Source organism: Pseudovibrio sp. Ad37 (assembly GCF_001623075.1).
GTDB lineage: Bacteria > Pseudomonadota > Alphaproteobacteria > Rhizobiales > Stappiaceae > Pseudovibrio.
This window is the reverse complement of sequence record NZ_LMCF01000008.1, coordinates 1-26,740: the sequence shown is the minus strand read 5'-3', so window position 1 is coordinate 26,740 and position 26,740 is coordinate 1. Positions and strand designations below refer to the sequence as shown.

General features: G+C 51.9%; 23 protein-coding genes. 13 read left to right on the top strand and 10 right to left on the bottom strand.

Translation table 11 applies throughout. From position 1 onward, the window contains the following. Positions 1-285 precede the first annotated feature (285 nt). The 5 genes from PsAD37_RS01715 to PsAD37_RS01690 all read right to left on the bottom strand — a co-directional run bounded on the left by PsAD37_RS01715 (position 286) and on the right by PsAD37_RS01690 (position 6,537). Positions 286-558 (bottom strand): DNA polymerase, encoded by a 273-nt coding sequence (locus PsAD37_RS01715; protein ID WP_063294670.1) that lies wholly within the window; start codon positions 556-558, stop codon positions 286-288. Positions 559-1,046: 488 nt separating this feature from the next. After that, positions 1,047-3,989 carry a DNA polymerase I gene (polA, locus tag PsAD37_RS01705; protein ID WP_084407630.1) on the bottom strand — a complete coding sequence of 981 codons (2,943 nt, stop codon included), beginning with the start codon at positions 3,987-3,989 and terminating at the stop codon, positions 1,047-1,049. Between the two features lie 71 nt (positions 3,990-4,060). After that, the gene (locus PsAD37_RS01700; protein ID WP_063294668.1) at positions 4,061-4,543 is read right to left on the bottom strand and encodes a hypothetical protein; all 483 of its coding nucleotides are present in this window, start codon (positions 4,541-4,543) and stop codon (positions 4,061-4,063) included. After that, positions 4,540-5,427 (bottom strand): DUF2092 domain-containing protein, encoded by an 888-nt coding sequence (locus PsAD37_RS01695; protein WP_063294667.1) that lies wholly within the window; start codon positions 5,425-5,427, stop codon positions 4,540-4,542. The genes PsAD37_RS01700 and PsAD37_RS01695 overlap by 4 nt, the downstream gene beginning before the upstream one ends. Before the next feature lie 63 nt (positions 5,428-5,490). Continuing rightward, positions 5,491-6,537, bottom strand: a complete 1,047-nt coding sequence (locus tag PsAD37_RS01690) for an acyltransferase family protein (RefSeq protein ID WP_063294666.1) — start codon at positions 6,535-6,537, stop codon at positions 5,491-5,493. A gap of 237 nt (positions 6,538-6,774) precedes the next feature. Here PsAD37_RS01690 and PsAD37_RS01685 point away from each other — a divergent pair, with 237 nt between their 5' ends. After that, positions 6,775-7,968, top strand: a complete 1,194-nt coding sequence (locus tag PsAD37_RS01685; protein ID WP_208991632.1) for a serine hydrolase — start codon at positions 6,775-6,777, stop codon at positions 7,966-7,968. A 12-nt stretch (positions 7,969-7,980) separates the two neighbouring features. On the opposite strand, the gene PsAD37_RS01680 is transcribed toward PsAD37_RS01685, so the two are convergent. Further along, positions 7,981-8,514, bottom strand: a complete 534-nt coding sequence (locus PsAD37_RS01680) for an FxsA family protein (RefSeq protein ID WP_063286252.1) — start codon at positions 8,512-8,514, stop codon at positions 7,981-7,983. A gap of 294 nt (positions 8,515-8,808) precedes the next feature. On the opposite strand from PsAD37_RS01680, the gene PsAD37_RS01675 reads away from it, so the two are divergent. The 7 genes from PsAD37_RS01675 to trpS all read left to right on the top strand — a co-directional run bounded on the left by PsAD37_RS01675 (position 8,809) and on the right by trpS (position 17,442). Then, on the top strand, positions 8,809-9,555 hold the full coding sequence (locus tag PsAD37_RS01675; RefSeq protein WP_057463180.1) for a Tim44/TimA family putative adaptor protein: 747 nt from the start codon (positions 8,809-8,811) through the stop codon (positions 9,553-9,555). A 35-nt stretch (positions 9,556-9,590) separates the two neighbouring features. Then, positions 9,591-10,661 carry a murein transglycosylase A gene (locus tag PsAD37_RS01670; protein ID WP_208991631.1) on the top strand — a complete coding sequence of 357 codons (1,071 nt, stop codon included), beginning with the start codon at positions 9,591-9,593 and terminating at the stop codon, positions 10,659-10,661. A gap of 26 nt (positions 10,662-10,687) precedes the next feature. Beyond that, positions 10,688-11,359 carry a Smr/MutS family protein gene (locus PsAD37_RS01665; protein WP_063294665.1) on the top strand — a complete coding sequence of 224 codons (672 nt, stop codon included), beginning with the start codon at positions 10,688-10,690 and terminating at the stop codon, positions 11,357-11,359. Between the two features lie 18 nt (positions 11,360-11,377). After that, entirely contained in the window at positions 11,378-11,749 is a 372-nt protein-coding gene (locus PsAD37_RS01660; protein ID WP_057463182.1) for a helix-turn-helix domain-containing protein, read from the top strand. 58 nt (positions 11,750-11,807) lie between these two features. Next, a complete protein-coding gene (locus tag PsAD37_RS01655) occupies positions 11,808-14,636 on the top strand; it encodes a [protein-PII] uridylyltransferase (RefSeq protein ID WP_063294664.1) in 2,829 nt (942 codons plus the stop codon). 6 nt (positions 14,637-14,642) lie between these two features. After that, positions 14,643-16,196 carry a murein biosynthesis integral membrane protein MurJ gene (murJ, locus tag PsAD37_RS01650; protein ID WP_063294663.1) on the top strand — a complete coding sequence of 518 codons (1,554 nt, stop codon included), beginning with the start codon at positions 14,643-14,645 and terminating at the stop codon, positions 16,194-16,196. A gap of 163 nt (positions 16,197-16,359) precedes the next feature. Beyond that, positions 16,360-17,442 carry a tryptophan--tRNA ligase gene (gene trpS, locus PsAD37_RS01645; RefSeq protein ID WP_063294662.1) on the top strand — a complete coding sequence of 361 codons (1,083 nt, stop codon included), beginning with the start codon at positions 16,360-16,362 and terminating at the stop codon, positions 17,440-17,442. Between the two features lie 89 nt (positions 17,443-17,531). Here the strand turns inward: trpS and PsAD37_RS01640 are convergent, their stop codons facing one another. Beyond that, on the bottom strand, positions 17,532-18,617 hold the full coding sequence (locus tag PsAD37_RS01640) for a hypothetical protein (RefSeq protein WP_153039660.1): 1,086 nt from the start codon (positions 18,615-18,617) through the stop codon (positions 17,532-17,534). A 428-nt stretch (positions 18,618-19,045) separates the two neighbouring features. Here PsAD37_RS01640 and trpA point away from each other — a divergent pair, with 428 nt between their 5' ends. The 4 genes from trpA (at position 19,046) to PsAD37_RS01620 (ending at position 22,958) form a co-directional block, all read left to right on the top strand. After that, positions 19,046-19,876, top strand: a complete 831-nt coding sequence (gene trpA, locus PsAD37_RS01635) for a tryptophan synthase subunit alpha (protein WP_063294660.1) — start codon at positions 19,046-19,048, stop codon at positions 19,874-19,876. Between the two features lie 72 nt (positions 19,877-19,948). Beyond that, the gene (gene accD, locus PsAD37_RS01630) at positions 19,949-20,869 is read left to right on the top strand and encodes an acetyl-CoA carboxylase, carboxyltransferase subunit beta (RefSeq protein ID WP_063292544.1); all 921 of its coding nucleotides are present in this window, start codon (positions 19,949-19,951) and stop codon (positions 20,867-20,869) included. Positions 20,870-20,973: 104 nt separating this feature from the next. After that, positions 20,974-22,299, top strand: coding sequence for a folylpolyglutamate synthase/dihydrofolate synthase family protein (locus PsAD37_RS01625; protein ID WP_063294659.1), 1,326 nt, complete (start codon positions 20,974-20,976; stop codon positions 22,297-22,299). Between the two features lie 107 nt (positions 22,300-22,406). Then, entirely contained in the window at positions 22,407-22,958 is a 552-nt protein-coding gene (locus PsAD37_RS01620) for a hypothetical protein (RefSeq protein ID WP_063294658.1), read from the top strand. An 89-nt stretch (positions 22,959-23,047) separates the two neighbouring features. Here PsAD37_RS01620 and cysK read toward each other — a convergent pair whose 3' ends face one another. The 3 genes from cysK to dut all read right to left on the bottom strand — a co-directional run bounded on the left by cysK (position 23,048) and on the right by dut (position 25,499). Beyond that, positions 23,048-24,013, bottom strand: a complete 966-nt coding sequence (gene cysK, locus PsAD37_RS01615) for a cysteine synthase A (protein ID WP_063294657.1) — start codon at positions 24,011-24,013, stop codon at positions 23,048-23,050. A gap of 256 nt (positions 24,014-24,269) precedes the next feature. Next, the gene (locus PsAD37_RS01610) at positions 24,270-24,947 is read right to left on the bottom strand and encodes an HAD family phosphatase (RefSeq protein WP_063294656.1); all 678 of its coding nucleotides are present in this window, start codon (positions 24,945-24,947) and stop codon (positions 24,270-24,272) included. A 93-nt stretch (positions 24,948-25,040) separates the two neighbouring features. Next, a complete protein-coding gene (gene dut, locus PsAD37_RS01605; protein ID WP_063294655.1) occupies positions 25,041-25,499 on the bottom strand; it encodes a dUTP diphosphatase in 459 nt (152 codons plus the stop codon). A 204-nt stretch (positions 25,500-25,703) separates the two neighbouring features. On the opposite strand from dut, the gene PsAD37_RS01600 reads away from it, so the two are divergent. Beyond that, entirely contained in the window at positions 25,704-26,480 is a 777-nt protein-coding gene (locus PsAD37_RS01600) for a class III extradiol ring-cleavage dioxygenase (protein ID WP_063294654.1), read from the top strand. Positions 26,481-26,740 lie beyond the last annotated feature (260 nt).

The following is a 26,740-nucleotide window of genomic DNA, read 5'->3' as shown; positions in this document are numbered from 1 at the left end:
TTCAACGTATGTTTTGCAGCAAACACAGTCGCAAAAATCGACTTAACATCATAACATGACCGTCACCCATGTCCCCGAATAAACGTCAACCATCTCTCCGGGACAAACATCAAAGCCCGGGATGACACCGAGGGGTGTGGCTAGGCGGCTTAGAGGCTCGAGGGAGTGCTGGTGAGGGCTTTGTGAGGGCAGTGGAGGGAGAGGCCCCGGGTGGTGGTTTACTTGGCCCGGGGCTCGCTGCTGATCGCAGAGGCTAACTGCCTTGCCTTGAAGGAAAAAGAGGTGCTAGTGTGCCTCTTCCCAGTTGGTGGCGGCTTCGGCTTCTACTTTGAGGGAGACCGAGAGCTGGAGGGCGGGTTCCGTGGCTTTTTCCATGGTTTCGATGGCGAGTTTTTTGGTCTCGATCACCTGATCCTCAGGCAGTTCGAAGATCAATTCATCGTGCACCTGCAACAGCATTTGCGCGTCCAGATTTGCTGTTTCCAAAACCTCTTCTATATGCACCATGGCACGGCGGATTGAGTACTGCTTGAGCCAATGTCTGAGGTTGAGCCCCATGGGTCCCGGCTCGGGGGCCGGGAAGACACCGGGGGGTGGTGTGCTGGGTCGTTGAGAGGCTTTTGTTTGCGGGTGTGTTTTCTTGAACGTTTAGAGCACGTGAGGTTTGCTGGGTCCCGCATCAAGTGCGGGATGACGGTGTTGGAGTGTGGGATTGCTTTGCCCTTTGACGTCATCCTGGACGAGCGGAGCGGGGATCCGGGATCCAGAGCTGCTTGTGAGGGCATTGGTGAGAGTGCTGATGAGGTGGCTGCTGGGGAGTGCGGGCGATAAGAGCAGCTGAGTGTGAGGTGGCGCCTCATGGGTCCCGGCTCGGGGGCCGGGAAGACACCGAAGGGGTGTGGCTTGGCGGCTTCAGTGTTCGTGGTCTGCTGGTGGGCAAAGGCTTTATGTGCGTGGTTTTGTGCGGCCCGGGTTGGCGGGGTGCTTGGCCCGGGATCGCACTGTTTGCTAGGGCTAACTGCCTTGCCCTTAGGGGTGAAAAGGCGCTAGTGCGCCTCTTCCCAGTTGGTGGCTGCTTCGGCTTCTACTTTGAGGGGGACCGAGAGCTGGAGGGCGGGTTCTGTTGCATTTTCCATGGTGGTGATGACGAGTTTTTTGGTCTCGTCTACCTGATCCTCAGGCAGTTCAAAGATCAATTCGTCATGCACCTGCAACAGCATTTGCGCGTCCAGATTTGCCGTTTCCAGAACCTGGTCCATACGCACCATGGCGCGGCGGATGATATCTGCGGCTGAGCCCTGAATTGGGGCGTTGATGGCTGCGCGCTCGTAGAACTGGCGCATGTTCGGGTTTTTGGTGTTTACATCCGGGTAGTGGGCGCGGCGGCCAAAGATGGTTTCGACGTAACCGTTTGCATGGACGAACTTTTTGGTTTCTTCCATGTACTCTTTGATGCCGGGGAAGCGCTCAAAATAGGTTTTGATGTAATCGCCTGCTTCACCGCGTGAAATGCCCAGCTGGTTGGCGAGGCCGAACGCGGAAATGCCGTAGATGATGCCGAAGTTGATCGCTTTTGCACGGCGGCGGACCATTGGGTCCATGCCTTCGATCGGCTCACCAAACATCTCGCTTGCTGTCATGGCGTGAATGTCGAGCCCATCAGCAAACGCCTGTTTGAGCTGCGGAATATCGGCCATATGGGCGAGCACGCGCAGTTCAATCTGGCTGTAATCGGCAGAGATGAGCTTTTTGCCCTTCTCCGCAATGAACGCCTGACGGATTTTGCGGCCTTCAGCGGTTCTGATCGGGATGTTCTGGATGTTTGGCTCGGAAGAGGACAAACGGCCCGTGGAGGTGGACGCCAGCGAGAACGAGGTGTGGACGCGGCCCGTTTCCTGATTGATGAAGCTTGGCAGGGCGTCAGTGTAGGTGGATTTCAGCTTGCTCAGCTGGCGCCACTCTACAATTTTGCTTGGCAGCTCATGGCCTTGCGCGGCGAGGTCATCCAGCACAGAAGCCGAGGTGGACCAAGCGCCGGTTTTGGTTTTTTTACCGCCCGGCAAACCCATTTTGCCAAACAGGATTTCCCCCAGCTGCTTTGGCGAGCCGACGTTGAAGATTTCGCCCGCTTTATCATGGATCTCAGCTTCCAGCGCGGCTGCGCCTTGAGCGAACTCACCAGAGAGCAGGGAGAGCATCTGACGGTCGATGGAGATGCCGCGGCGCTCCATTTTGGCCAGCGTGGCGACCATCGGGCGTTCCAGACGCTCATAAACCACGGTCATTTCCTCAGCTGCGAGGCGTGGTTTGAGGATTTTCCAGAGGCGCAGGGTGACGTCTGCATCTTCTGCCGCGTAGGAGGTGGCTTTGTCCAGCGGCACCTTGTCGAAGGAGATTTGCGATTTGCCGGAGCCGCACACTTCCTTGAACGGGATTGGCGTGTGGTTGAGCCAGCGCTGCGAGAGCTCGTCCATACCATTGCCGCCCATGCCTGCGTCCAGCGCGTAGGAGAGCAGCATGGTGTCGTCAAACGGTGCCATTTCCACGCCGTAACGCTTGAGCACGAGCCAGTCGTACTTCATGTTCTGCGCGATTTTGAGGACAGCCGGGTCTTCCAGCATTGGCTTGAGCAGGGCAACAGCTTCGTTTAACGGGATCTGGCCCTCCAGCAGCGCACCGCCGCTGAAGAGATCACCTTCGCCATCCACATGCGCCAGCGGGATGTAACAGGCTTTGCCCGGAGTGCAGGAGAGGGAAACGCCAACAAGGCCAGCTTCCATGGCGTTGAGGGCATCTGTCTCAGTGTCCACAGCCACGTAGCCCACTTCATAGGCCTCAGCTATCCACTCTTTGAGGCGCTCAGCGGTTGAAACTGTTTCGTATGCGGAATTATCTATAGGCAGCGCAGATATTTCAGCTGCAACTTTCTCTGCCAGAGGGGCGGCAGTCCATGCTTTACCCTCAAGTTCTCCCGCAGAATCCTCAGCTTGTTCTGCCGGTTTTGCAGTGCTTTCCCAGCCTTCAATCACAGGCTCAATTGGCTCGATGTTTTCCAGCACAGCGCCGGTTTTATCTGCCACTTTTTTGGTGAGGCTGGTGAAGCCCATGGCTTTGAGGAAGCCGACAGCCTGCGCGCCGTCCACATCACACACGGTGAAGTCTTCAACCGGAGTTTCCACCGGCACGGCCTCTTCCAGCTGCACGAGGCGCTTGGAAATGCGGGCCTGCTCAGCGAACTCGATGAGGTTCTCGCGGCGCTTCTTCTGCTTGATGGTGCCGGCTTGTGCCAGAAGACTATCCAGATCACCAAACTCATTGATGAGCAGAGCGGCGGTTTTGAGGCCGATGCCTGGCACACCGGGCACGTTATCGACGCTATCGCCCGCGAGCGACTGCACTTCGACAACCTTTTCCGGGCCAACGCCGAATTTTTCGAAGACCTCTGGCTTGCCGATCACCTTGTTTTTCATGGTGTCGACCATGCCGATCTTGTCGGTGACAAGTTGCATCAGGTCTTTATCGCCGGAGACGATGGTAACGCGGGCGCCTTGTGCGGCTGCCTGACGGGCGTAGGTGGCGATCAGGTCATCCGCCTCATAACCCTGCTGCTCAATGGCAGGCACGCCGAATGCGCGCGTTGCCTGACGGATCAGGCCAAACTGCGGGCGCAGGTCTTCCGGCGGTGGCGGGCGGTGGGCCTTGTATTCCGGGTAAAAATCGTTGCGGAACGTTTTGCCGGACTTATCGAAAATCACGGCAAAGTGGGTTGGCTCGTCACCAGTTTCTTTGGTGGGGCCTTCCTGCATCATCTTCCAAAGCATGTTGCAGAAGCCGGAAACCGCGCCAACGGGCAGTCCGTCGGGCTTGCGAGTAAGCGGCGGCAGCGCATGATATGCGCGGAAAATGAAGGTAGAGCCATCGATCAGGATGAGGTGATCGTTCTCTGTGAGAGCTGGTGCAATGGATTGTGTCGACATGAGCGGGATCATGCCCGCCTTGGGCCGACAAAGAAAGAGGAATTAACCCTTTTTCAATGATGTTTTAGCGGAGGGTGACTGCCTCACGGCTTCTCACCCTGCCTAATGGGTTCCACGGGCTCTAAATAAGGCATGAAACCGGATTGGTTGTTGCGGATGGTTGGTTTGTATTTGCCTTCCGGGCAGATGAAAATCAGCTCATCCTGAATGCGGATCTGCTGACATTCTTCATTGAGCTCATAGACAAAGCCGTTGTTGTCGCCGCTGAAGTAATAATCGTTGGTGGCTGGCTCTTTTCCTGCCTCTGCTTTGTCAGCGCCATGTACGGATTTGTTGCAAAGATCGCGGATCTTATCGCGGTATTGAGAGCCGCCCAGATCAGCTATGCCCTCACGCTTCATGTGCTCTTCCTCACACTCCACAACTTCGGCGGGTGTAGCGTGTTTAGGGGGAGGCGGAGTTTCCTGCGCTTGGGCTGTGAGCATGCCAGTGCCTGTGATGAAGGTCAGGATGGCCAGTGATCTGAGTAAGTTGCTGAGAAGCTGTGCTGTGGTGGAGTAACTCATCTTGAGCTCCCTCCGTTTTCTACTGCTGAAAGGGCGGGCAGGCTGAAGCGCTCAGCCCCCTCAGGAGGATTGAAGCGGAAGTCTTCTGTTTTGAACTGACGATTGAGCTTCCATCCTCGATAGGACAGGTGTGTTTGAGGCAAACCAACAAGGTCCTTATAGGTGATAATAAGATAACCGGGCAGGCCGCTGTCTTCGTAGACCCACAATTGCCAATCTACCTGATCGTTAAAAAAGGCAAGATGATGGGCAACCCCTTCTGGCAGAACCTCACGCCCGACATAGACGGACCGTGTTGTCAGGTCGTCGAGCATCTGGTCCAGTTCCGGGTTGACCAGATCAATACCAGGCAATGTGAGCTGGAAATCAGTGCGTAGCACCTCAATAAATTCCGAGGAAGTGCCTCTGAAATCACCCTGGGTGTAGATGTTCCGCGTTTTATCAAAGTAGGTGATTATGCCATCATCAAGATAGATTTCACTCATACCATCGGGTCGTGGGAGGTCGATTTTCAGATCACCCTGTCCGAGGATGTTGACTGTGTATTCAAACACAAAGTTCAGCGGTACCATGTCTTTAAAGATGCGCTCCTCACTCGCGTAGACGGTAAAGCTCATGGCTTTGATTTCGCCGAACTTCTCGACGGTCTCATTGAGGATTTGACGTGCTTTATCTTCTTTTTGCGCAACAGCGGGGTGGGGGCGTAGCTCCAGCCAACCGACAGCCACGAGAATGAAGAGAAGCGGCAGAACCCTGAGAGCCCCGAGTTTCATGGAGATACGTTCCTTGATCTTGTCACACAGTTTGCTTCCGCAAAGCCTAAGCAAAGACCGGAAAGACCTTCTGAACTCAACCACTAAAATTGGCACTTGCTGAACATGCATGCAAAAAGCCCCCAAAAGCAGCGGCTCCGGAGGCTTAGGCAGATCAGCGGTTTTGCGCAGATATCAGGTTGGTGACGGTGCAGGGCTCTTGGCGCGCGGCATTTCAGCGATGTAGGCCCAGGCTGGCCGCTTAAACACAAATTGGCCGTAGCCTATTTTGGTAATCAGCCAGAACAGGACCATCGGCGCGATGGTTGCTGTGCACGTGACGATTAGCGAGATCACGCCTGCATCCTGAATGATGCCCAGTTTGAGCAAAATGATGCGCGATACAGCCATCGGGAAGAAGAAGGACAGGTAGATCACGATGGAGTTTTCGCCCATATAGCGCAACAGATCCAACGCCTTCACCTTGGAAAGCAGAGCAGAAACGGTGATCACCGCCAATGCGCCCAAACCGCCCAGAGCAAGCGAGGCGAATGGCAGGTCGGCATAGCCGTAGCCAACGAAGAGGCCGTTGACGACGGCCCAGACAAACACAAAGGCCAAGCCTTTCAGCACATTCTCACGCACCCAGTCAGCAATGACGAAGATCTTTTGCGCAAAAATGTAGCCTGCGAAGAAGAACACAAAGCGAGCGGCTGTCTCGTCAATCAGCACAAAGCCGGTGTGCAACGCGCTGATTTGCAGGCCAGCAGCGACCAGCAAGGTCACTTGCCACGGCACTTTTAGCGAGTGCAGCAGTTTGGTGATGACGAAGAAAACGGGCAGGGCGTAGATGAACCAGAGGGTTCCGAATGGTTGTACGAAGGCGAGCGCGTAGTGCATCAACACGCCATCCCAGCCGAACTCTGCTGCGAAGGACGGTGCTTTCATTCCAAACTGGATCGTAAGCCAGAGAATGTAGAAGTAGAAGAAATGGACGACTTTACGATCCAGATACAGGCGCCAGTCCCGATCCAGCGTTAAGGCGAGGAACAAGCCGGAGATCATGAAAAAGTCCGGCATACGGAAGGGCTTTGCAAAGGCAACAATGTCGCCCATGAACCCCATTTCACCAATGGCGCTTCCAACCCCAAGGGTTGAATGCATCATCACCACGAGAAAGATGCAAAAGCCTTTCGCGTAGTCAACCCAATCCACACGACTGGAGGTTTGGTGCGCCGCCATGTAATACCGCCCATAAATTTACTAATTAATTCGTGCAATCATAAGTTTTAAGGGATGCGAATACTAGCGGCATCTCTTCAACTTTAATTGTTGGTTACCGCGCCTGATTGCCAAAGGGCTACCTGAGACTTTGCAACGCGGCCTGATGTTATGGCTTGTATCTTTATGACCTAAGGTAATGTTAGTTTTTATGCGCCTAGGATACATATAGTTCCACCGGATATTCTGGAGATGCAATTGCTTAGGTATTTTAAGGCGTTATGCGCTGTTGCAGTTTTAGTCATCGCTCCACAGCCCTTAAGCGCTCAGGAGGCCACAAGCCCGCCAGAGTTGCTCAAGAAAATCTGGAATAGGCCGGACTTTGATGCCGATGACTTTGCGCCCGAAGTCTACAAGAAGATCCCGAAAGAACTTCTCGTCTCCATTCTTTCAGAACAACGTTCGATCTATGGTCCTGCGCTTCATGTTATCGCGACCAAGGAACCGCATAAGTTTCTTGTTGAGACGAAATCCTACAGGATTCCAACGTTTTTGAAGCAGAATAAGACTGGTCAGCTGACGGGACTGCTGTTTCGCTTTGCACTTGTGAAGGATGTGAAACACGAAGACCTGCTGGAACACATGAAGCAGCAGACCGCGACGCAGAGCTTTTTGCTGATGCAGAACGGGAAGGTGCATGCTGAAAATAACAGTAACGCTCAGCTGGCTGTCGGATCTGCCTTCAAGCTTTATGTGCTGGACCAGGTGGCGCAGCAGGTCAGGGACGGAGACCTGAGCTGGCAAGACAAAATCACGCTGGAACAACGGCATATCTCGTATCCGGGTGGCACAATGCAAAATGAGCCGGTTGGCAAGAAGTTTGTTTTGCTGGATGTGGCGCGCAACATGATCGAGATCTCCGACAACACGGCCACGGACTTGCTGATGGATCTGGTGGGGCAGGAAAGTGTGATGCTGCCGGGAGAGAGTTCACCGGCTCTGACGACGCAGCAGCTGTTTCACCTGAAAGCGGATGAGCAAGCTGCAGAAGCTTATCGCCAAGCAGGGCCAGAGGAGCGGGCGCGGATTCTTACTGCCTTACCGGCTCAACTTCCACCGATTGACAAGGTTTCCGTGCCTTTGACGGAAGGTGTCGAGTGGTACATTTCGAACCGCGAACTGTGCAAGATTGTAACAAAAGTGAAGGACATCAAGGGAGTTTTCGTAAATCCGGGTGTGGCCGAACCGGATAACTGGGCGTCTTATGCTTATAAGGGTGGTAGTGAGATTGGCGTGCTCAACATGACGTATGCGCTGGAAGACATCGACGGAAACAACTGGTGCTTCTCAACCACCTGGAATGCAAAGCAAGAGCTGGACGTCACTTATCTGATCGCGCTGGTCGCAACGTTGCTGGAGAGCCCTGAGGCAGTTCAGGCGGCTCTCCGTTAAGCTTGGCGGGATTTAGCGACGCTTGTCGTCGTCAGAGGACCATGGGCTGATCTGGTCCGGGTCATTGGAACGAGGACGGGAAGGGTCATCATCCTGCTCTGTATGACGGGAGGAACTCCACTCGTCTTCATTCAGATCCACAGTGCCATCGCGGCGACGGTAACCCGGGTTGACGTTGAGGTTTTGTACCTTCACGTGGCGCGCCAGATAGTTGCCAATCACCTCACGAAGTGGCGGGATGAAGAGCAGAAGGCCGATGGCGTCTGTGAAGAAGCCTGGAATCAACAGCATGAGGCCCGCAAACACGATCATCGCGCCATGCATCATCTCATGACTTGGAACTCGTCCCGAGTCCATTTCAGCGCGCATGCGCATGAGCAAAGACAGCCCCTGCTGGCGCAGCATATAGGTGCCGGCAGCTGCGGAAGCTACAGTCAACAGGATTGTTGGAATTGCCCCGATAACACTTCCAACCTCAATAAAGAGATAGATCTCGATGGTTGGTAGCAGAATGAAACAGGCAAGAATGATAAGTCCGAGTGGCATAGCGTCCGCGTAGGTTCAGGTTTATTTTGCTTTTTGATCACTTCTTTTTGAAGCGATCTTACTTATAGTGGGTGATCTTCACAGAATTGCAATGACTGATTTTAGCTTATACTTGCGTGGTAAGACTTTAAAAAGGCGTTGGGATGGACACGAAATAGCTGGATGTTGCTGATAGAAACCTTAAATTAGTGACAGAGCCTGTAAAAATGCGCTAGAGCACATTATCTAGATATCTAATGCATTTGATCATCGGCGCCTGGCAGCCCACGAGTAAAGGACCGGTCGGTACTCGGAATGAACGAAATATTCGACGTCTACAACATAATCTTCCTTATTGCGGCAGTTGTTATTTTCCTGCGGTTACGCTCCGTTTTGGGCAATCGCACCGGTAACGAGCGTCAACCATTTGACCCGTATTCTGCTCAGCAAAAACAAGACTCTCAAAAGACTCAGGCTCCTGAGAATGAGGACAATGTTATTCCTCTTCCAGGCAGTGAGCATGTTCAACATGACCCTGAGCGCGCTGAGCGTGAAGCTCGCGAACAGATTGAGGCTGAAATCGACAAGCTTGCCAAAAAAGGCAGTGAGTTGAATCACGGCCTGCGGGAAATCTGGAAAGCTGAGCCGTCTTTCAATCCAAAAGAGTTTGCGGAAGGTGCACGCGGCGCTTACGAAATCATTTTGATGTCGTTTGCGCAGGGTGATCGCCGCACGCTCAAAGAGCTTCTTTCTCCTGAAGTGTTCAGTGGTTTCTCTGCTGCGATTGATGACCGGGAAAGCCGCAATGAGCGTGTTGAGTCCACCTTTGTGGGCATCGACAAAGCTGACATTGTGGAAGCGGTCTTCAACGACAAAGACAAGCTTGCTGAAGTGACTGTTCGCTTCAAGGGTCAGCTGATCACCGCGACACGGGATTCTGAAAACCGCATTGTGGATGGTGACCCAACCGCAGTGAGTGACCTGACTGACATCTGGACCTTCGCTCGCGTAACTGGTGAGAACGATCCAAACTGGAAGCTGGTTGCAACTGAATCTGCATGACGTTTTCTTTCTCTCGCGACGCTATGAGTTTCATTATGGCACTCGGCGTCGCGGCGGGGATAAGTTCTGCTGCTGTAGCTGGAAACACCCTTACAAAAGACCATAGGACCATGCGAAGCGCAAAGCTCTCCGGGCCACTTGATCCCAACGAAATCGACGGATGGGCTGCAGATGATCATTCTGCGGCCCTTTCCGCATTTGTGGCTCACTGCGAGGCGAGTGAAGGCCGAACGCTGCCGACAAAGGCATTTGGCATTAGCGACGCAAAATTACGCGCTATCTGCGCAAAATCGCGCAAAATCGACGTAAATAACGCAAGTGATGCAAAAACCTTTTTAGAACAGCACTTTACGCTTCAACGCGTAGAGGACGACGGGTTTGTGACCGGCTACTACATGCCAGAGCTGGAAGGCTCACTTGTTCGCACTGACGAGTTTGTTGTTCCCCTTCATGCCTATCCCAAAGACCTGAAGGGGATGCCAACACGCGGCGATGTGATGGACGGAGCACTGGATGGAATGGGCCTTGAAGTGCTTTGGGTGAAAGACCCGATAGATGCATTTTTTACAGCTGTTCAAGGTTCTGCTCGTGTTCGCCTACCCAATGGCGAGTTGCGGCGTCTGGCTTTTGCAGGCAAGTCTGGTCATGAGTACACCGCGATTGGCCGTGTGTTGATTGAGCGAGGCGAAATCTCCAGAGATAACATGGGCATGGATGCGCTTCGTGCCTGGTTATCCAAAAACCCATCCCAGCAGAAAGACGTGTTTCGGCACAATAAATCCTACATCTTCTTTGAGTTACAATCTCCGCAGAACACTGAGGTTGCAGCCATTGGAGGGGCAGGAACAGCCCTGACGGACCTGAGATCACTGGCAATTGATGATGATCTGCACACTTATGGCAGTTTAATTTTTGTCTCTAGTGAGTTAAGGACCTACGACACATCAGGTGATCGCTTCGCCAAACTTATGGTTGCTCAGGATACCGGGTCAGCCATCAAAGGCCCCGCACGCGGCGATATCTATGTAGGAAGTGGTGCAGAGGCAGGTGCCGTTGCCGGGAATATCCGTCACCGTGCGGAATTCTATCTCCTTGTTCCAAAATAATAAATGATCGTGGACGGATCGGATAGATGACGAATGGTGATCGCGCAAAGCGAGCCAAAACAAAGCAGCTGAGCGAAGCAGACAAGCGCTTGTGGGACAGGGTGAAAGCCACTCTGACGCCTATTCATCAAGAGCGCCTTTCTGATATGCTGGAAGACACGACACAGCTTTCCGAGCCGGATCAGTCCCTTCTGCACGCTCAAAGCGCTGAGGTGTCTCAGCCTGAGCTTAAGCCGCAGCTGACCTCTCCACCGAAGCCTCAGGCCAAAAAGTCTCGTGGTTCCAAAGGGAAGACCGCACCAGACTACAGCCCGCCCAAGCCTGTTGTTCCTGCGATGCCTCCGCTTTCACCGCTCAATAAGAAAGAGCGCAAAAAAGTTGTCCGCGGGGGCAAGGGCTATATTGATGCGCGTATCGATCTTCATGGTTTGACGCAGTATCAAGCGCATCAACGCTTAACCTCGTTCATCTATCAAGCGCAGGCTATGGGCTACTCCCTCGTGCTTGTGATCACCGGTAAGGGGCTCGACTATTCAAGCAGCCCCTATGGTGATGATCGTGGTGTGTTGCGCAGAATGGTACCGCAGTGGCTTTCTCTTCCTGATATGCGCAGCTGTGTGGTAGGCTTCGACCAAGCTCATGTTTCGCATGGGGGCAGCGGTGCGATTTACGTTCGCATTCGTAAGCGCAAAAAATAAGGCAGGAATTTCAGTAAGATGACGCCTTTTGGAGCCAAGGTTAGAGAACTGCGGGCTAAGCAGAAGATTACCCTGAAGGAAATGGCGGAAGCGCTTTCGGTTTCCTCTGCCTACCTGAGTGCGCTTGAACATGGCAAGCGCGGTACTCCGACCTGGTACATGGTTCAGCGCATGATCACCTACTTCAACGTGATCTGGGATGAAGCTGAAGAACTTCAAAGACTTGCGGAACTTTCCAACCCGAAAATCACCATCGATACCGGCGGCCTGACACCTCGGGCGACCGAGCTGACGAATATGCTTGCCTCGAAGATCAATGGACTCTCAGAGGAATCCCTGGAGCACCTCATTCATCAACTAAGAGTGGTTAGCTCTCGCGACAATATCTAGTCTAAGCCGACAAAGCTCTGTAAAGTCAGTCTGCTGACTTTTGAAGTGGACTGCTGATATGACGCCTGAAGAACTCAAAGTAGATCAACTGGTTGATCCCCAATCCCTTCTCAACGAACTCAAAGAGCTGGTTGAGAAGCACGATGGCGACGGCAACAGCTTTAAGCTGCGCAGCGATGTTTTGACAAAGCTGAAAGCCACGCACAAAGCAGCCTTTAAAGAAATTGAAAAGCTCCTGATGGAAGACGGGCAGGGCCGGCGATGTTCCGAGCGCTTGTCTTGCGTGCAGGATATGCTCATTCAGGTGATCTATGAGTTCGCGGTTACTTATGTTTATCCCGTTGAAAACCCAACAAAATCCGAGCGTATCAGCATCATAGCTGTTGGTGGTTATGGGCGCGGAACGATGGCGCCGCACTCTGACGTGGATCTGCTGTTTCTCTGGCCATATAAGCAAACGCCCTGGGGTGATCAGGTTGTTGAGTTCATCCTCTACATGCTTTGGGACATGGGCCTGAAGGTCGGTCATTCCACGCGCAATCTTGATGAGACGATCAAGCAGTGCCGCGAAGATATGACCGTTCGCACAGCTGTTTTGGAAGCACGATATGTTTGGGGTGATCTTGAGCTTTTCCAAGAGCTTACCAAGCGCTTTGACAAGGAAATTGTTTCCGGTACAGGGCCGGATTTCATCGCTGCCAAACTTGCTGAACGAGATGATCGTCATGAACGCCATGGCGCGTCCCGCTACCTTGTTGAACCCAATGTCAAAGAAGGCAAAGGCGGGATGCGGGATCTGAACACGCTGTTCTGGATCGCCAAGTATTTTTATCGCGTTCCCAGTGGCTTAGGGCTGGTTGAAAAGGGCGTCTTCTCGCGGCGCGTATTGAATCGGTTCCGAAAGAGTCAGGATTTTCTCTGGGCTGTCCGCTGTCATCTGCATTTTTTGACGAACCGTCCTGAAGAACGCTTGAGCTTTGATGTTCAACGGGAAATTGCGGACCGTCTCGGTTACATGGACCATCCCGGCATGCGGGCTGTTGAACGGTTCATGAAGCACTACTTCCTTGTTGCGAAGGATGTTGGTGATCTGACACGCATTTTTGCGGCTGCGCTTGAAGAGCAGCATGTGAAATCCGCCCCGAGCATTTCGCGGTTCCTTGGCAGTTTTGTTCCGGGAAGCAAGCATAAGCGGCGATCTATCAAAGGAACCAAGGACTTCCTTGTCGAGAACGGGCGCATTATTGCTGCGAAGCCGGATGTCTTTGAGAAAGATCCGGTCAATGTGATCCGTGTGTTTTATCTGATCGACAAAACCAATTTGGATATGCACCCAGAATTGCTGAAACTGGTTCGTCGATCCAGACGGCTGATCAATGCGGAATTCCGCAAGAATGAACAAGCGAATCGGCTGTTCCTGAAGGTCCTGACAAGTCGCAGTGATCCGGAAACCGTTTTGCGTGCGATGAACGAGTCGTCCATCCTTGGCCAGTTCCTGCCGGAGTTCCGGAAGGTCGTCGCGATGATGCAGTTCAACATGTATCACCACTACACTGTCGACGAACATCTCATCCGCTCGGTTGGTGTTCTTTCTGAAATTGAGCGTGGGATGGGTGGTGATAGCCACCCGCTGGCGACGGACCTCATCAAGTCGGTTCACAGCCGAAAAGTTCTTTATGTTGCAGTGCTTTTGCATGATGTGGCGAAGGGACGGCCAGAGGATCATTCCATTGCAGGCGCCAAGATTGCGCGCAAGATTTGCCCGCGTCTGGGTCTTTCTCCAGCAGAGACTGATACGGTCGCCTGGCTCATCGAGCAGCATCTGGAAATGAGCACCGTTGCGCAGTCTCGTGACTTGAGTGATCCGAAAACCATCAAGGATTTCTGCCGTAAAGTGCAGAGTCTGGAGCGTTTGCAGCTGCTGCTGATTTTGACGGTGGCTGACATTCGGGCTGTGGGGCCCAATGTCTTTAATGGCTGGAAAGGGCAGTTGCTGCGTACACTCTATTATGAGAGCGAGACGATCCTCAGTGGTGGTCATGGCCGTATGAGCCAGCAGCAACGTGTTGACCATGCGAAGCAAGAGCTGGCGGAAGAGCTGGATGGCTGGACTGATGAGGAACTGGATAATTACCTCAATCGCCACTATCCGGCCTATTGGCTGCGCGTTGATCTGAAGAGCAAAATCAACCATGCGAACCTGATCCTCAAAACAGATAAGGAAGAAGAACACCTGGCGACCTCTGTGGAACCTCATGCTTTTGAAGGCGTTACAGAAATCACCGTTCTGGCACCGGACCACCCAAGATTACTCTCCACAATTGCGCGGGCTTGCTTTGCAGCAGGTGGAAACATTGTGGACGCGCACATCGACACCACAAAAGATGGCCTCGCGCTGGATACGATCTACATCAGCCGTGAGCTGCCTGAGGACGATGACGAGCACCGTCGCGGGGAGCGGATTTGCTGTCTGATTAAAGAAGCTCTGCGGGGGACTGCGCCTGTTCCTGAGGTGAAGGGTGCAGCAACAAAACCGAATGCTCGTAACAAGGCGTTCACGCTGCAAACGACTGTTTTGGTTAGCAATTCATGGTCAGAAAACTATACGGTCCTTGAAGTGACCGGGCTTGACCGGCCAGGTTTGCTTTCTGATTTGACCACTGAGATCTCGGCTCTCAACCTGAATATTGCGAGTGCTCATGTTGGGACTTTTGGGGAGAAAGCGGTCGATGTATTTTACGTGACCGATCTGACTGGCCAGAAAGTTCACAATGTGGGGCGTCAGGAATCTATTCGCGATAGACTCAAAAATGCCTTTGACGGTAAAAAGCCACAAAAAGCGCCTACGAGCTCACGCCGTAAACCTCAAAAACATACAGGTAAGTAATTTTATATGAGCCTTTTCAAGAGCTTCGCCACGGTTGGTGGTGCAACAATGCTAAGCCGTCTCTGCGGGTTTGGGCGAGATGTGATGCTGGCTGCCTTTGTAGGCACTGGTCCTGTTGTAGATGCTTTTGTTGTGGCTTTCCGCTTACCAAATCTGTTCCGCAGATTGTTCGCAGAAGGTGCATTTAACTCAGCTTTCGTACCGCTGTTCGCCCGCTCTGTTGAGGAAGACGGAGAGCAGGGCGCGCGGAAGTTTGCTGGTGAGATTGCGGCAGCTTTGTTCTGGACGCTGGTGGTTATCCTCGCTTTGGCCGAGGTTTTCATGCCTTTGCTCGTGCATGTGCTGGCGCCGGGTTATTTCTCTGACCCAGCGAAATTCGACCTCACAGTCCTCATGTCACGCATAGCATTTCCGTATTTGCTGTTTATGTCTCTGCTCGCTTTTTTGAGTGGAATTCTCAATACATTTCAAAGATTTCTAGCAGCGGCGATAGCCCCCGTCATGCTCAATGTAGTCATGATGGCCGTGCTCGCAGCCATTGGTTTTTATGGGATGGAGCCTGATCAGACGACCGGAGTGCTGTTGGTTGCTGGTGTTGCGGTTGCTGGTGTTGTTCAGCTGGCTGTTGTTGCCATTGGCATGAAGCGGCTCGGGTTTCGCGTCCCTATCATGCGCCCACGATGGACGCCGGGCGTAAAGCGCTTGCTGGTTTTGGGTGTTCCCGGTGTGATTGCCGGGGGGATTACGCAGATCAACATCACGGTTGGAACGATCATCGCATCGCTGGAAAGCAGTGCGAATTCATACCTTTACTATGCTGACAGGATATACCAGCTGCCGCTTGGTGTGGTGGGTATCGCGATTGGTGTTGTGCTTTTGCCAAGCCTGACACGGCAGTTGCGCTCTGGTCAGGAAGAGCTGGTTCATCATACGCAGAACCGGTCAATGGAGTTCGCTCTTGCGCTTACTCTACCTGCTGCAGTCGCGCTCGTTATCATCCCAGATACCGTAATTTCCGTACTGTTCCAGCGCGGTCAGTTTACGGATGCTGCTGTTGAGCAGACTGCTTTGGCTTTGATGGCATTTGCCGTTGGTTTGCCTGCGTTTGTGCTGAATAAGGTGCTGTCCCCTGGCTTCTTTGCGCGGGAAGATACAAAGACCCCAATGTACTTTGCCGCTGTTGCTATGGTGGTGAACGTGGCGCTCTCAATCTTGTTGTTCCCCACCTTCAAACACGTGGGCATCGCGATTGGGACGACTGCCGCGGGTTGGGTCAACTCGGCGCTGCTGGCCTTTGTGCTGTGGAGGCGTGGTCATTTTGTTGTCGACACAGCATTGCTGAAGAGAATTCCGCTTTTGGGTTTTGCAAGCGCTCTGATGGGCGTTGTCGTCTATGGTGGGACGCTTGTTTTGGAGCCGCTTTCAACCTCCAACTTGTTTGTTGTGCGAGCCAGTGAACTCATCCTTCTCGTCACCATTGGTCTGATTTCCTTTGGTATTTTGGTTCAGCTCACCGGGACCGTGGATTTTCGCGCACAACTGCAGAAATTGCGGCGATAAAGGCTTTCTCACTCTGCAAATCACTTGCACATACGGAAAAGCGCAGTCATAACCACCGGGCTTAATCTGCGCGGGCTGTCCTAGTTTGTTTGTCACCCATTCAAACTGTGCTCGCGCAACCCACTGGCCCTTCCAACAGGCCCAAGCCTAGGGATATTTTACAATGACGGCGTTTCAGCCTCGCGTTTTCTCCGGTGTTCAACCAACCGGAAACCTGCATCTTGGCAACTACCTTGGTGCTATTGTCCGCTTTGTTCCGCTTCAGGACCAGATGCCGACCATCTTCTCCATCGTTGACATGCATGCGATCACAGTCTGGCAGGATCCTGCCGAGCTGACGCAGCAGACCCGTGAAGTAACAGCAGCTTACCTCGCAGCCGGTGTTGATCCGAAGAAGTCGATCATCTTCAACCAGAGCCAGGTGAAAGAACATGCTGAGTTGGCATGGATTTTCAACTGTATTGCCCGCATGGGCTGGCTGAAGCGCATGACTCAGTTCAAGGACAAAGCAGGGAAGAACGCAGAAAACGCTTCTGTTGGTCTGTTTGCTTATCCGAACCTGATGGCAGCAGACATTCTGGCTTACCGCGCAACCCACGTTCCGGTTGGCGATGACCAGAAGCAGCACCTTGAGCTGACACGCGATATTGCGCAGAAGTTCAACAATGACTTTGCTGATCGCATCAAAGAGCTGGGTCTTGGAGTTCCAAACCCTGAGCCATCTCATGAAGCACCGGATGAGCTTTACTTCCCAGTCACCGAGCCAATGATCACTGGTCCTGCGACCCGTATCATGAGCCTGCGTGACGGCAACAAGAAGATGTCCAAGTCTGATCCATCTGATCTTTCCCGCATCAACCTGACTGATGATCAAGACACGATTGCGAAGAAAATCAGAAAGGCAAAGACTGATCCTGAAGCTCTTCCAAGTGAAGTGGATGGACTGGAAGGTCGTGCGGAAGCTGACAACCTTGTTGGTATTTATGCAGCCCTTTCCGGACGTACCAAAGCAGACGTTCTGGGCGAGTTTGGCGGCCAGCAGTTCTCAGCATTCAAACCAGCTCTTTCTGAGCTGGCTGTTGAGAAACTTGCGCCAATGAACGGCGAGATGCGCCGGATCATGGACGATCCTGCAAGCGTTGATGCCGTTCTTCGTGATGGTGCTGAGCGTGCTGCTGAGATTGCAGAACCAGTGCTGCATGATGTACGTCGCATTATTGGCTTTTTGGAAAGCCGTCGCGGCTAATAAGCGTTTAGTTTCAAGACTGAGAAAGCCGCAGATAATCTGCGGCTTTTTTGCTTTCCGGAGTGTTGCGGCTGCTTTTACTGGCGCACTCACTCATCCTTTAAAAAGGGCGACACGCGCGCTTGCGCTGCCTCGTTGGCCGCAACGATGTGTTTGAGCAACAAGGCATCCACCGTATGTGCCATAACCACACAGCGCCGGTCCATTTGTGGGAAGTCATCGCACACGGGTGACTTGAACAGAGTAGGGTTCTGTTGAACCAGCCCCAGCATGTCCTGAAGATCCTGAATACTATAACGCGCGTGAAGAACCTTTATAAACCGCTCTTTGAAGCCAGTGTTATCGGCCGTGATGCGCTGAGCCAGTTCTGCCCGCGTAACTTTACAGGCCTGCTCTGTCATGCGGACTCCACAAGTCATCATACGCGGTTGCTGTTGAAGGTAATCCGATATTGGACCGTGCATGTCTTCCCAATTGTCGAACTGATAGCCCTCGAAAAGTTGAGACATCATTTTTGCCTGCTTCTCTCTATCAGGAGGCAAGGAATGAGCAAATCGGAAAGTGGCGGAGGGATCTTTTGCATCAAGTTGGCCGGTGATGAGATCAGTGAGTGGGATCGATGTTACTGATTGCGTTGTGTCTGCGATCTTGTTTCCAGAAGCATTGATAAGCGCAGGGCCGCTAAGGATTACGGTCAGGTTGCGCTCAGCAAGAGCTTGAGACAGCACAGCTTTCTCAAGAAAGGTGGCTGTGGTCAGAACTGTCGCTCCAGAGTCGGCATTATTGAAATCCGAGACCTTCAAGACCACTTGTAAACTCGTATCATCCACCCGAGTTAACTGGAGAACGGATGGCCCCATGGATTTGGGGGGCGAAGGGATATCCTGCTCTGGTAAGAGTAAATCCGATAAACTCTGTTCAACGGCATTGCTGCAGAACACAAACCCGTTTTCCCGCTTTACCTCGCTGTTATCACAGAAGGCCACCACAGGAACCGGGCCTGATTTTTGCTTCTTTTTTTCCTGCATACGGGCATAGGTAGCCTCTGTCATCTTGTAGGTCATGCGCTGTATGACAGAACCGTCTTCAGCAAAATCATAGTGCAATTCAACATCTACGCAGGCGGAAAGAACCATCGCCAAACACATAAAAACTATCGCCTTCCATCCCGGCATCTCTTACCCCAAAACTAATCTCATAAAAAATACGCTGGCACCAAAGCAGAGGGTTGTCATATGAGCCACACAACTATGGTCTAAGGGGGACTGAATTGATTATTGATATGGCTGTTTATCGCATTTCGATGCTTAAAATTGGTTCTACCACAGATCTAAAAATACAGTGCTTATTGCCGCTTAGTGGGTCGAGTTCACCATATGCTCACGATCAGAGCAGGCAATATTATATTTGACGTAATGGTCAATCTGAGACCTTGAGAGTCTTTATCGCTGGATATTCTCTGGAGCTGTTGTCTATTTCTTATAAAATTCGCCAGAAACGCATTCAATTTGCGCTGTGTTTATTGACAGAGGGCTAGTTGCACCCCTACATCCTTGCTGATTGATTGGTGGGGCTTGCCCCAATACATCAGATGGTCGGATGAATGATTGAAACTCGTATTGATCGACGCTTTGCTAAGCTGAAGGCTGAAGGACGTCCTGCGCTCGTAACTTTTATTACGGCCGGAGACCCGGACCTCGCCACTTCACAAGCTATTCTGGATGTACTTCCAGAAGCGGGTAGTGATGTTATTGAGCTTGGCATGCCGTTTTCTGACCCGATGGCTGAAGGTGTTCCAATCCAGCTGGCGACTCAGCGCTCTCTGGCGCATGGTCACACGATGGACAAAACGCTTCAGATGGTGCGTGAGTTCCGTAAAAAGGACAATGATACTCCAATCGTTCTGATGGGTTACTACAACCCGATCTTTGTACGTGGCAGCGCTGCTTTTGTGAAAGAAGCACGTGAAGCTGGCGTTGATGGTCTTATTGTTGTTGATGTGCCTGCGGAAGCAGATGATGAACTTTGCATTCCGGCGATTGAGGGTGGTGTGAACTTTATCCGCCTGACCACACCAACAACTGATGACAAACGCCTTCCAACTGTTCTGGCGAATACATCAGGTTTTGTTTACTACGTATCCGTAACTGGTGTAACCGGATCTGCCGCTGCAGACACCACTGCTGTTGCTAAGGCAGTTACACGAATTAAATCCCACACTGATCTTCCTGTTGCTGTTGGCTTTGGCATTAAAACCGCTGAACAAGCAGAGGAAATTGGCAAGTATGCTGACGGCGTGGTGGTTGGCTCCATTCTTGTTGAGGCGATTAGAACAAGCCTTGACGACAACGGTAAAGCCACAAATCAGACACAAGCTGCTGTTACCGAAGTTGTGCGCTCACTACGTGTGGGTGTAGAAAAAGCTCGGAAATAAGTATTGCTTTACGTATGGCCCGTTTAATGGCCATTAAAAATCGAAAACGAAATTAAAGACAGGCGGCAGCCCGTGAACTGGATTAACAACGTCGTACGGCCGAAAATCCGCAGCTTTCTCGAAAAGCGCGAAATTCCGGAAAACCTTTGGATCAAGTGCCCTGAAACTGGCGAGATGGTCTTCCATCGCGATTTGGAGGCAAACCAGTGGGTTGTACCAAACTCCAACTTTCATATGCGCCTCTCCAGCAAGAAGCGTTTGGAGTATTTCTTTGACCAGGGTGAATACACCAGCATCGAGACTCCAGAAGTTGCTGTCGACCCACTGAAATTCCGCGACCAGCGCAAGTATGTTGATCGCCTGAAAGATGCCAAAGCCAAAACCGAGATGACCGACTCTGTCGTTGTTGCCAGCGGTAAGGTGAACGGCTACGACATGACCACTGCGGTTCAGGATTTCGCCTTCATGGGCGGTTCTCTTGGCATGGCAGCTGGCGAAGCGATCATTCGCGGTATGGAACATGCCGTTGAGCACAAAACACCTTTCGTCATGTTTGCCGCTTCCGGCGGTGCACGCATGCAGGAAGGCATCCTCTCGCTGATGCAGCTGCCACGGACTACTGTAACCGTGCAGATGCTGCGTGAAGCAGGCTTGCCTTACATTGTGGTGCTGACCAACCCGACGACCGGTGGTGTAACGGCTTCCTACGCGATGCTGGGCGATGTTCACATTGCTGAGCCTAACGCTTTGATCGGCTTTGCTGGCCAGCGCGTGATTGAGCAGACTATTCGCGAGAAGCTTCCTGAAGGCTTCCAGCGTTCTGAGTATCTGCGTGATCACGGTATGGTCGACATGGTTGTGCATCGTCACGAGCTGAAAGAAACCATTTCCAACCTGTGTAACCTGCTGATGAAGCGTGAAGCTCAGCTGCCAGTGCTTGAAGAAAAGCCTGTAGAACCAGAGGCTAGCACTGAGGTTGCTGCAACCCAATAAGCCTTTACGGCTCACGGAGTTGCGATTTGCTTTTAAAAGTCCGGCATACCGTGCCGGGCTTTTTCTTTATTCAGATGCCCAGCAGATTTGAAGGTGCATAGCCAATGAACAAGATCAAAGCCGCCCTTGATCGTTTGATGAAACTTCATCCCGATGAGATTGATCTGTCCTTAGACCGTATGCATCGGGTCATGAAGGCGCTGGGGAGCCCTGAGACACGCATTCCGCCAGTCTTCCATATAGCGGGGACCAATGGCAAAGGCTCTACTGGCGCCTCTATCAGGGCGCTTCTGGAGGCACAGGGGAAAACCGTTCATGTGTATTCCTCACCGCATCTGGTTCGCTTCAACGAGCGCATTCGGCTGGGTAGTACAGGACGCTTTGTTGAAGATGATGCATTGCTTGAAGCGATTGAGCAGGTTGAGAAAGCCAATGATGGTCATGAGCTGACGTTTTTTGAGGCGACAACGGCTGTTGCGTTCTACCTGTTTGCCAACAATCCTGCTGATTATCTTGTTCTGGAAGTCGGGCTTGGTGGTGTTCTGGATGCCACCAACGTTGTTGAGAAGCCGCTGGTGAGTGTGATCACTCCGATCTCAAAAGACCACGAGAATTTCCTGGGTGATAGCCTTGAAGGCATTGCGCTGGAGAAGGCTGGGATAATTAAGCCGGGTTGTCCTGTTGTTGTGGGACCGCAAGCGGATGCCGTGTGGGATGTGATTGAGAACAAAGCCGGGCGGGAGCGCGCGCCGATCTGGTTCCAGGGACAAGAGTTTTCTGCCTGGGAAGAGGGCGGGCGGCTTGTTTATCAGGATGAGTTTGGCTTGCTGGACCTTTCACCGCCAAAGCTTGCCGGTTTCCATCAGATGTCCAACTCCGGTCTTGCATTGGCTGCGCTGAGGGTGGCCGGTTTGCTAGAGAGCGAAGAGGCGCGGGTTGCTTGCGATAAAGCGCTGCGCTCCATCAACTGGCCAGCACGGATGCAGCCTCTCTATGAAGGTAAACTCTTTGACGAGCTGCCAGAAAGCAGTGAGATCTGGGTTGATGGCGGGCATAACCCCGGCGCGGCCAAGGTGATTGCTTCTTTTCTCGCGGATTTGACGGATAAGGCATCCCGACCGACCTATCTGGTCATGGGCATGATGAACACGAAAGATCCGGAAGGTTTCTTTGAGCAGTTTGAAGGGCTGGCGAAGCATGTCATCTGCGTGCCTTTGACCACCACAAGTGCAGGACGGTCTCCGATTGAACTTGCCGAGATTGCGCAGGCCGCAGGTCTTTCAGCATCAGCTCACGGCACTATGGACAGAGCAATTGCGGAGATCAGACGACGTGCGCAGGATGAAGACGAAGCGCCGCGTATTCTGTTTGGCGGCTCACTTTACTTAACTGGCGAAATTCTTGACAGAAACGGCACACCGCCTGAGTAAGCAAGGTTCGATTCAGACTCGAAATGATAAATGCGCGGTATTGACACACCTCAATCCTTAAATTCTAATTAGTTAAAATAGGCATTATTTTTAATTTGGAGTTTAAAATGAAAATCATTCTCATCGTGCTGGGCGCTGCCGCGCTCGGATTGCTTCCGTTCATACTACGGCACAAATCTACGGACACTCTTAGTGGCGTCCCCGAAAACATACGCCTAAGCATGCGGAAAACAAAATATCGAAAAAAGAAAGGCGTTCATGTTATTGATAGCGTCGACGATCCCTCAATTCTACTTGCTGTAATCGGCTTAATATTCGCGAAGTTAAGTGAGGAAGACGTTCATCGCCAAATCAATTCACTACATGCACATTTCAAGACCCAATATACCTTGCCTTACGACATAGGTGACCTTCACAACGTGGCAGAATGGATTATTGCTCAAAGCGGCGATGATGTAGAGCATATGGCAAAGCAACTTAAATACCTCTACCCATTTAATGACTCATTCTGGCCAGTTCTTGACAACGTCTTGCACTCAACGAGGGACGGGACTCAAGGTGAATTTAATTCAAAGCAGCAGCATTTACGATCAAAGCTAAAGATAATTTTTGATAACCATGTGAAGCTCGAAGAAAATAGACCTACTGTGCAGGCATAACTATCGATACTACTAGCGTCTCACATATAAAAACCGGCTTTTGGAAGCCGGTTTTCTTTCTGCTTAAATTATCGAGCAGTGGCAATCTGTTATACATCCAGACCTTCGAAGAGAGCGGTTGAGAGGTAACGCTCCGCGAAGCTTGGGATGATGATGACAATGTTTTTGCCTGCCATCTCATCACGCTTGCCAACTTCGATCGCAGCTTTCAGCGCCGCACCGGAAGAGATACCGACCGGAACGCCTTCTGTTTTCGCCACTTCACGAGACAGTGCAAACGAGTCTTCATTGGAAACGGTGACCACTTCATCATAAACAGCGGTATCCAGAACGCCCGGTACGAAACCAGCGCCGATGCCCTGAATTTTGTGCGGACCAGGCTGACCGCCGGACAGAAGCGGGCTGTCAGCTGGCTCAACAGCGACCACGTGAAGGGCTGGATTGCGCTCTTTCAGCACCTGAGAAGTGCCAGTGATGGTGCCGCCCGTGCCGATGCCGGATACGAATACGTCAACGTTTCCGTCGGTGTCGTTCCAGATTTCTTCAGCTGTGGTTTTGCGGTGGATCTCAGGGTTGGCCGGATTTTCGAACTGCTGCGGGATTACTGCGTCTGGAATCTCCGCCAGAAGTTCTTCTGCGCGTGCGACAGCACCCTTCATGCCCTTTGGACCTTCAGTCAGGTCAATCTCAGCACCCAGAAGCTTCAACATCTTACGGCGTTCGATGGACATGGTCTCTGGCATTACGAGGATCAGGCGGTAGCCTTTTGCAGCTGCGACGAAGGCCAGGGCGATGCCTGTGTTGCCGGAGGTAGGTTCGATCAGAGTGGTTTTGCCCGGAATGATCTTACCCGCTGCTTCCATTGCCTCAACCATTGCGACACCGATACGGTCTTTCACGCTGGAAATCGGGTTGAAGAACTCAAGTTTGGCAAGCAGGTTGCCTTTTACGCCGTGAGCCTTTGCCAAACGGTCCAGACGTACGATTGGTGTGTTTCCGATAGTCTCAGTGATGGAAGAGTAAATTTTTCCACGACCCGGCTTGGAAGTGCTCATCGAAATCCCCTTTACGCAATTTGCTTGTGAGTTTGAGCCCTGTCTCGGCGTAAGAATCCCGAGCTGCAGCCTCATTAAATTTCTTAATGAAATGTAGGAAGTGTAACGAGGGTTTTCGAGGTTTCAAAAACCCCGAAAACTATAGGACGTAGAAACGTGATGCAAAATACAACAGAAACATAGAATTACATTCTATCTGAGGGATGATTTAGTATGGTCTTTTGCAGAAAAGACCGCTTCCTCAGAAATAGATGAGCTACGCGGTGGTTGGATCCAGCGCTTCAAGACCCAACAGGGCAGGCAATTCAGACATGTGACCGAAGGTTGTCGCGCCCAGAGATTTGGCTTGCTCGATGTCTGCGTTTACATCGCCCGTGTAGTTGAAGACGCGCATTCCTGCGGCTTTCGCGGCTTTGATGCCAGCGATACTGTCTTCAATTACAACGCATTGCTCCGGCTTGAAACCCATACCCTTGGCAGCGTAGAGGAAGATATCCGGTGCTGGTTTGCCCATTTTGCAATCCTGCGCGGAATAGAGCACGTCCTTGAAGGTTTCCCAAAGACCAGAGGAGCCAAGCGTCATCTGCATCTTTTCATAGCGGCCTGAGGAGCCAACACAGAATGGAATGCCTTCTGCTTTCAGATGTGCAACAACATCCAGAATACCCGGAATAGGCTCAATACCAGCTTCAAATGCGACCAGATCAGCCTGACGGACTTGCGCGGCCCAGTCATCAGGAAGCTTCTCGCCGCTTAAACGCTCAGCCTCTTCCTTGATGGTATCCATTGCGGTACCGGTAAAGCGGTGGTGACATTCCAAAGGTGAAAAATCGAGGCCGATTTTCTTCATGAAGTCAGAAAGGACTTCATTCGCTATGGTTTCGGTGTCGACAAGAATGCCATCACAATCGAAAATCACCAGTTCCGGCTTCATAATTATTCCTTGTATTCCGCGGAGCCTCTCGCCTTCATGGGAGTTGACGCGAGATGCTCCAGTTTTCTTCCAGCGTATCCTTTGAAGATGCGCTTAAACGCCAGAGGAACCAAATCCGCCTGCACCACGTTCGGTGGTTTCCAGCTCTTTGACTTCTTCGATCTGCACTTGCGTAACGGGAGCAACAACCATTTGAGCGATGCGCATTCCGCGCTCAATCACAAAGGTGTCTTCCCCCAGATTGATCAGGATGACCTTCACTTCGCCGCGATAATCAGCATCAACAGTACCCGGTGTATTGAGGACCGTCACACCAAGTTTAGCGGCCAGACCAGAGCGAGGGCGAACCTGCCCCTCATGACCAGATGGCAGCGCAAGTGACAAGCCTGTTGGCACCATCGCCCGCTGTCCGGGCTTCAACTCGACCGCATCTGTATTTGCTGCCTGCAAATCCAAACCAGCAGCCTCTGCACTTTGATAAGCAGGAAGCTCTAATCCTTCGCTGTGAGGAAGGCGCGTAATTTTTAGTTTTGGTGTCATGAAGAGGCCCATTGATAAGAGGCGTCTTTTCTAACAGGAGTTTGCAATTTCCTCCAGTAGGCGCATGAAATTCGATCAAGGACCTTATCTCAGGATAAGGTCACTTTCAGTGAACAGTCCTATCAACTTTACTGAGATTGGTCGCAATTCGCTAATGCAATACACTGTTGAGAATAAGGAATTCATCAACAAACCGAAACAAAAAAAGCGTTTCACATGAAACAATCACCCCTCTTTTTGCCCCATGGAGCACCAGATCTCGCAATAAGACCTGAGCTGGAAGCTCACCAGTTCCTCAAAAACCTTTGTGTTTCAGAGGTTAAGCCCAATGCCATCGTGATCATTTCACCTCACTGGCAAACAGACCGGCTTGTCATCACGTCAGCTGGCCCGTTGAAGACCATCCATGACTTTCGTGGTTTCTCGCAGCAACTCTATGACATGCAGTACGCTGCTGATGCACCAAGCTGGTTGGTTGCCCGCACACATGACGCCATTACGCGCTATGGCCTGACAGTGTGCGAAGATAATTCATGGGGTTTAGATCACGGTGCATGGGTCCCGTTATCTCTTGCATTTCCCGAGGCAGATATCCCTGTTGTGCAGATCTCACTGCCTTACGCCTATGGCAGCGAGGAAAGCTACAATCTGGGTCGTGCGCTTGCGCCTTTGGCGGATGAGGGCATCCTCGTTATTGGCAGTGGTGCGCTAACGCATAACTTTTCCGCAGTGGCCGCAAATGGCGAAGTTCCTGACTGGGCACTTGAGTTCGATCACTGGGTTAGTGATCTGGCTGAACGAGGAGAGACCTGTGCATTGCTTTCTTCCAGCAACCACAAATACTACCCAAAAGCACTACCAACAGATGAGCATTTCCTTCCGCTTCTTGTGGCTTTTGGTGCTGCTGGAGAAAAGTCATTTGGCGAGAAGCTGCATGAGAGTTTCACTTATCGCTCAATCAGCATGAGTGCATTCCGGTTTCACAGCAGGTAGTCACTAAGAGAGTGCATCAGTTAAACTCCTTTGGTGTCATCCTAACTTTTGAGCTGGGATCCATAACTGGTTGCTCTTTCACGAAAGCGTTCAGTCAATTTCTAATACTGAGGGTATGGGTCCCGGGTCTTCGTGTTTGTCCCGGAGAGATGGTTGACGTTTATTCGGGGACATGGGTGACGGTCATGTTATGATGTTAAGTCGATTTTTGCGACTGTGTTTGCTGCAAAACATACGTTGAAGATCTCAGGTTTGTCTGA

What these genes read in the sequence shown, in the direction of transcription:
- PsAD37_RS01665 (WP_063294665.1), top strand. Translation starts at nt 10,688, where the DNA reads ATGACGAATGGTGATCGCGCAAAGCGAGCCAAAACAAAGCAGCTGAGC.
- PsAD37_RS01620 (WP_063294658.1), top strand. Translation starts at nt 22,407, where the DNA reads ATGAAAATCATTCTCATCGTGCTGGGCGCTGCCGCGCTCGGATTGCTT.
- murJ (WP_063294663.1), top strand. Translation starts at nt 14,643, where the DNA reads ATGAGCCTTTTCAAGAGCTTCGCCACGGTTGGTGGTGCAACAATGCTA.
- PsAD37_RS01715 (WP_063294670.1), bottom strand. Translation starts at nt 558, where the DNA reads ATGGGGCTCAACCTCAGACATTGGCTCAAGCAGTACTCAATCCGCCGT.
- PsAD37_RS01625 (WP_063294659.1), top strand. Translation starts at nt 20,974, where the DNA reads ATGAACAAGATCAAAGCCGCCCTTGATCGTTTGATGAAACTTCATCCC.
- PsAD37_RS01670 (WP_208991631.1), top strand. Translation starts at nt 9,591, where the DNA reads ATGGCACTCGGCGTCGCGGCGGGGATAAGTTCTGCTGCTGTAGCTGGA.
- trpS (WP_063294662.1), top strand. Translation starts at nt 16,360, where the DNA reads ATGACGGCGTTTCAGCCTCGCGTTTTCTCCGGTGTTCAACCAACCGGA.
- PsAD37_RS01610 (WP_063294656.1), bottom strand. Translation starts at nt 24,947, where the DNA reads ATGAAGCCGGAACTGGTGATTTTCGATTGTGATGGCATTCTTGTCGAC.
- PsAD37_RS01680 (WP_063286252.1), bottom strand. Translation starts at nt 8,514, where the DNA reads ATGCCACTCGGACTTATCATTCTTGCCTGTTTCATTCTGCTACCAACC.
- dut (WP_063294655.1), bottom strand. Translation starts at nt 25,499, where the DNA reads ATGGGCCTCTTCATGACACCAAAACTAAAAATTACGCGCCTTCCTCAC.
- PsAD37_RS01640 (WP_153039660.1), bottom strand. Translation starts at nt 18,617, where the DNA reads ATGCCGGGATGGAAGGCGATAGTTTTTATGTGTTTGGCGATGGTTCTT.
- PsAD37_RS01660 (WP_057463182.1), top strand. Translation starts at nt 11,378, where the DNA reads ATGACGCCTTTTGGAGCCAAGGTTAGAGAACTGCGGGCTAAGCAGAAG.
- PsAD37_RS01600 (WP_063294654.1), top strand. Translation starts at nt 25,704, where the DNA reads ATGAAACAATCACCCCTCTTTTTGCCCCATGGAGCACCAGATCTCGCA.
- cysK (WP_063294657.1), bottom strand. Translation starts at nt 24,013, where the DNA reads ATGAGCACTTCCAAGCCGGGTCGTGGAAAAATTTACTCTTCCATCACT.
- PsAD37_RS01695 (WP_063294667.1), bottom strand. Translation starts at nt 5,427, where the DNA reads ATGCATGTTCAGCAAGTGCCAATTTTAGTGGTTGAGTTCAGAAGGTCT.
- PsAD37_RS01700 (WP_063294668.1), bottom strand. Translation starts at nt 4,543, where the DNA reads ATGAGTTACTCCACCACAGCACAGCTTCTCAGCAACTTACTCAGATCA.
- PsAD37_RS01675 (WP_057463180.1), top strand. Translation starts at nt 8,809, where the DNA reads ATGAACGAAATATTCGACGTCTACAACATAATCTTCCTTATTGCGGCA.
- PsAD37_RS01690 (WP_063294666.1), bottom strand. Translation starts at nt 6,537, where the DNA reads ATGGCGGCGCACCAAACCTCCAGTCGTGTGGATTGGGTTGACTACGCG.
- PsAD37_RS01655 (WP_063294664.1), top strand. Translation starts at nt 11,808, where the DNA reads ATGACGCCTGAAGAACTCAAAGTAGATCAACTGGTTGATCCCCAATCC.
- polA (WP_084407630.1), bottom strand. Translation starts at nt 3,989, where the DNA reads ATGATCCCGCTCATGTCGACACAATCCATTGCACCAGCTCTCACAGAG.
- trpA (WP_063294660.1), top strand. Translation starts at nt 19,046, where the DNA reads ATGATTGAAACTCGTATTGATCGACGCTTTGCTAAGCTGAAGGCTGAA.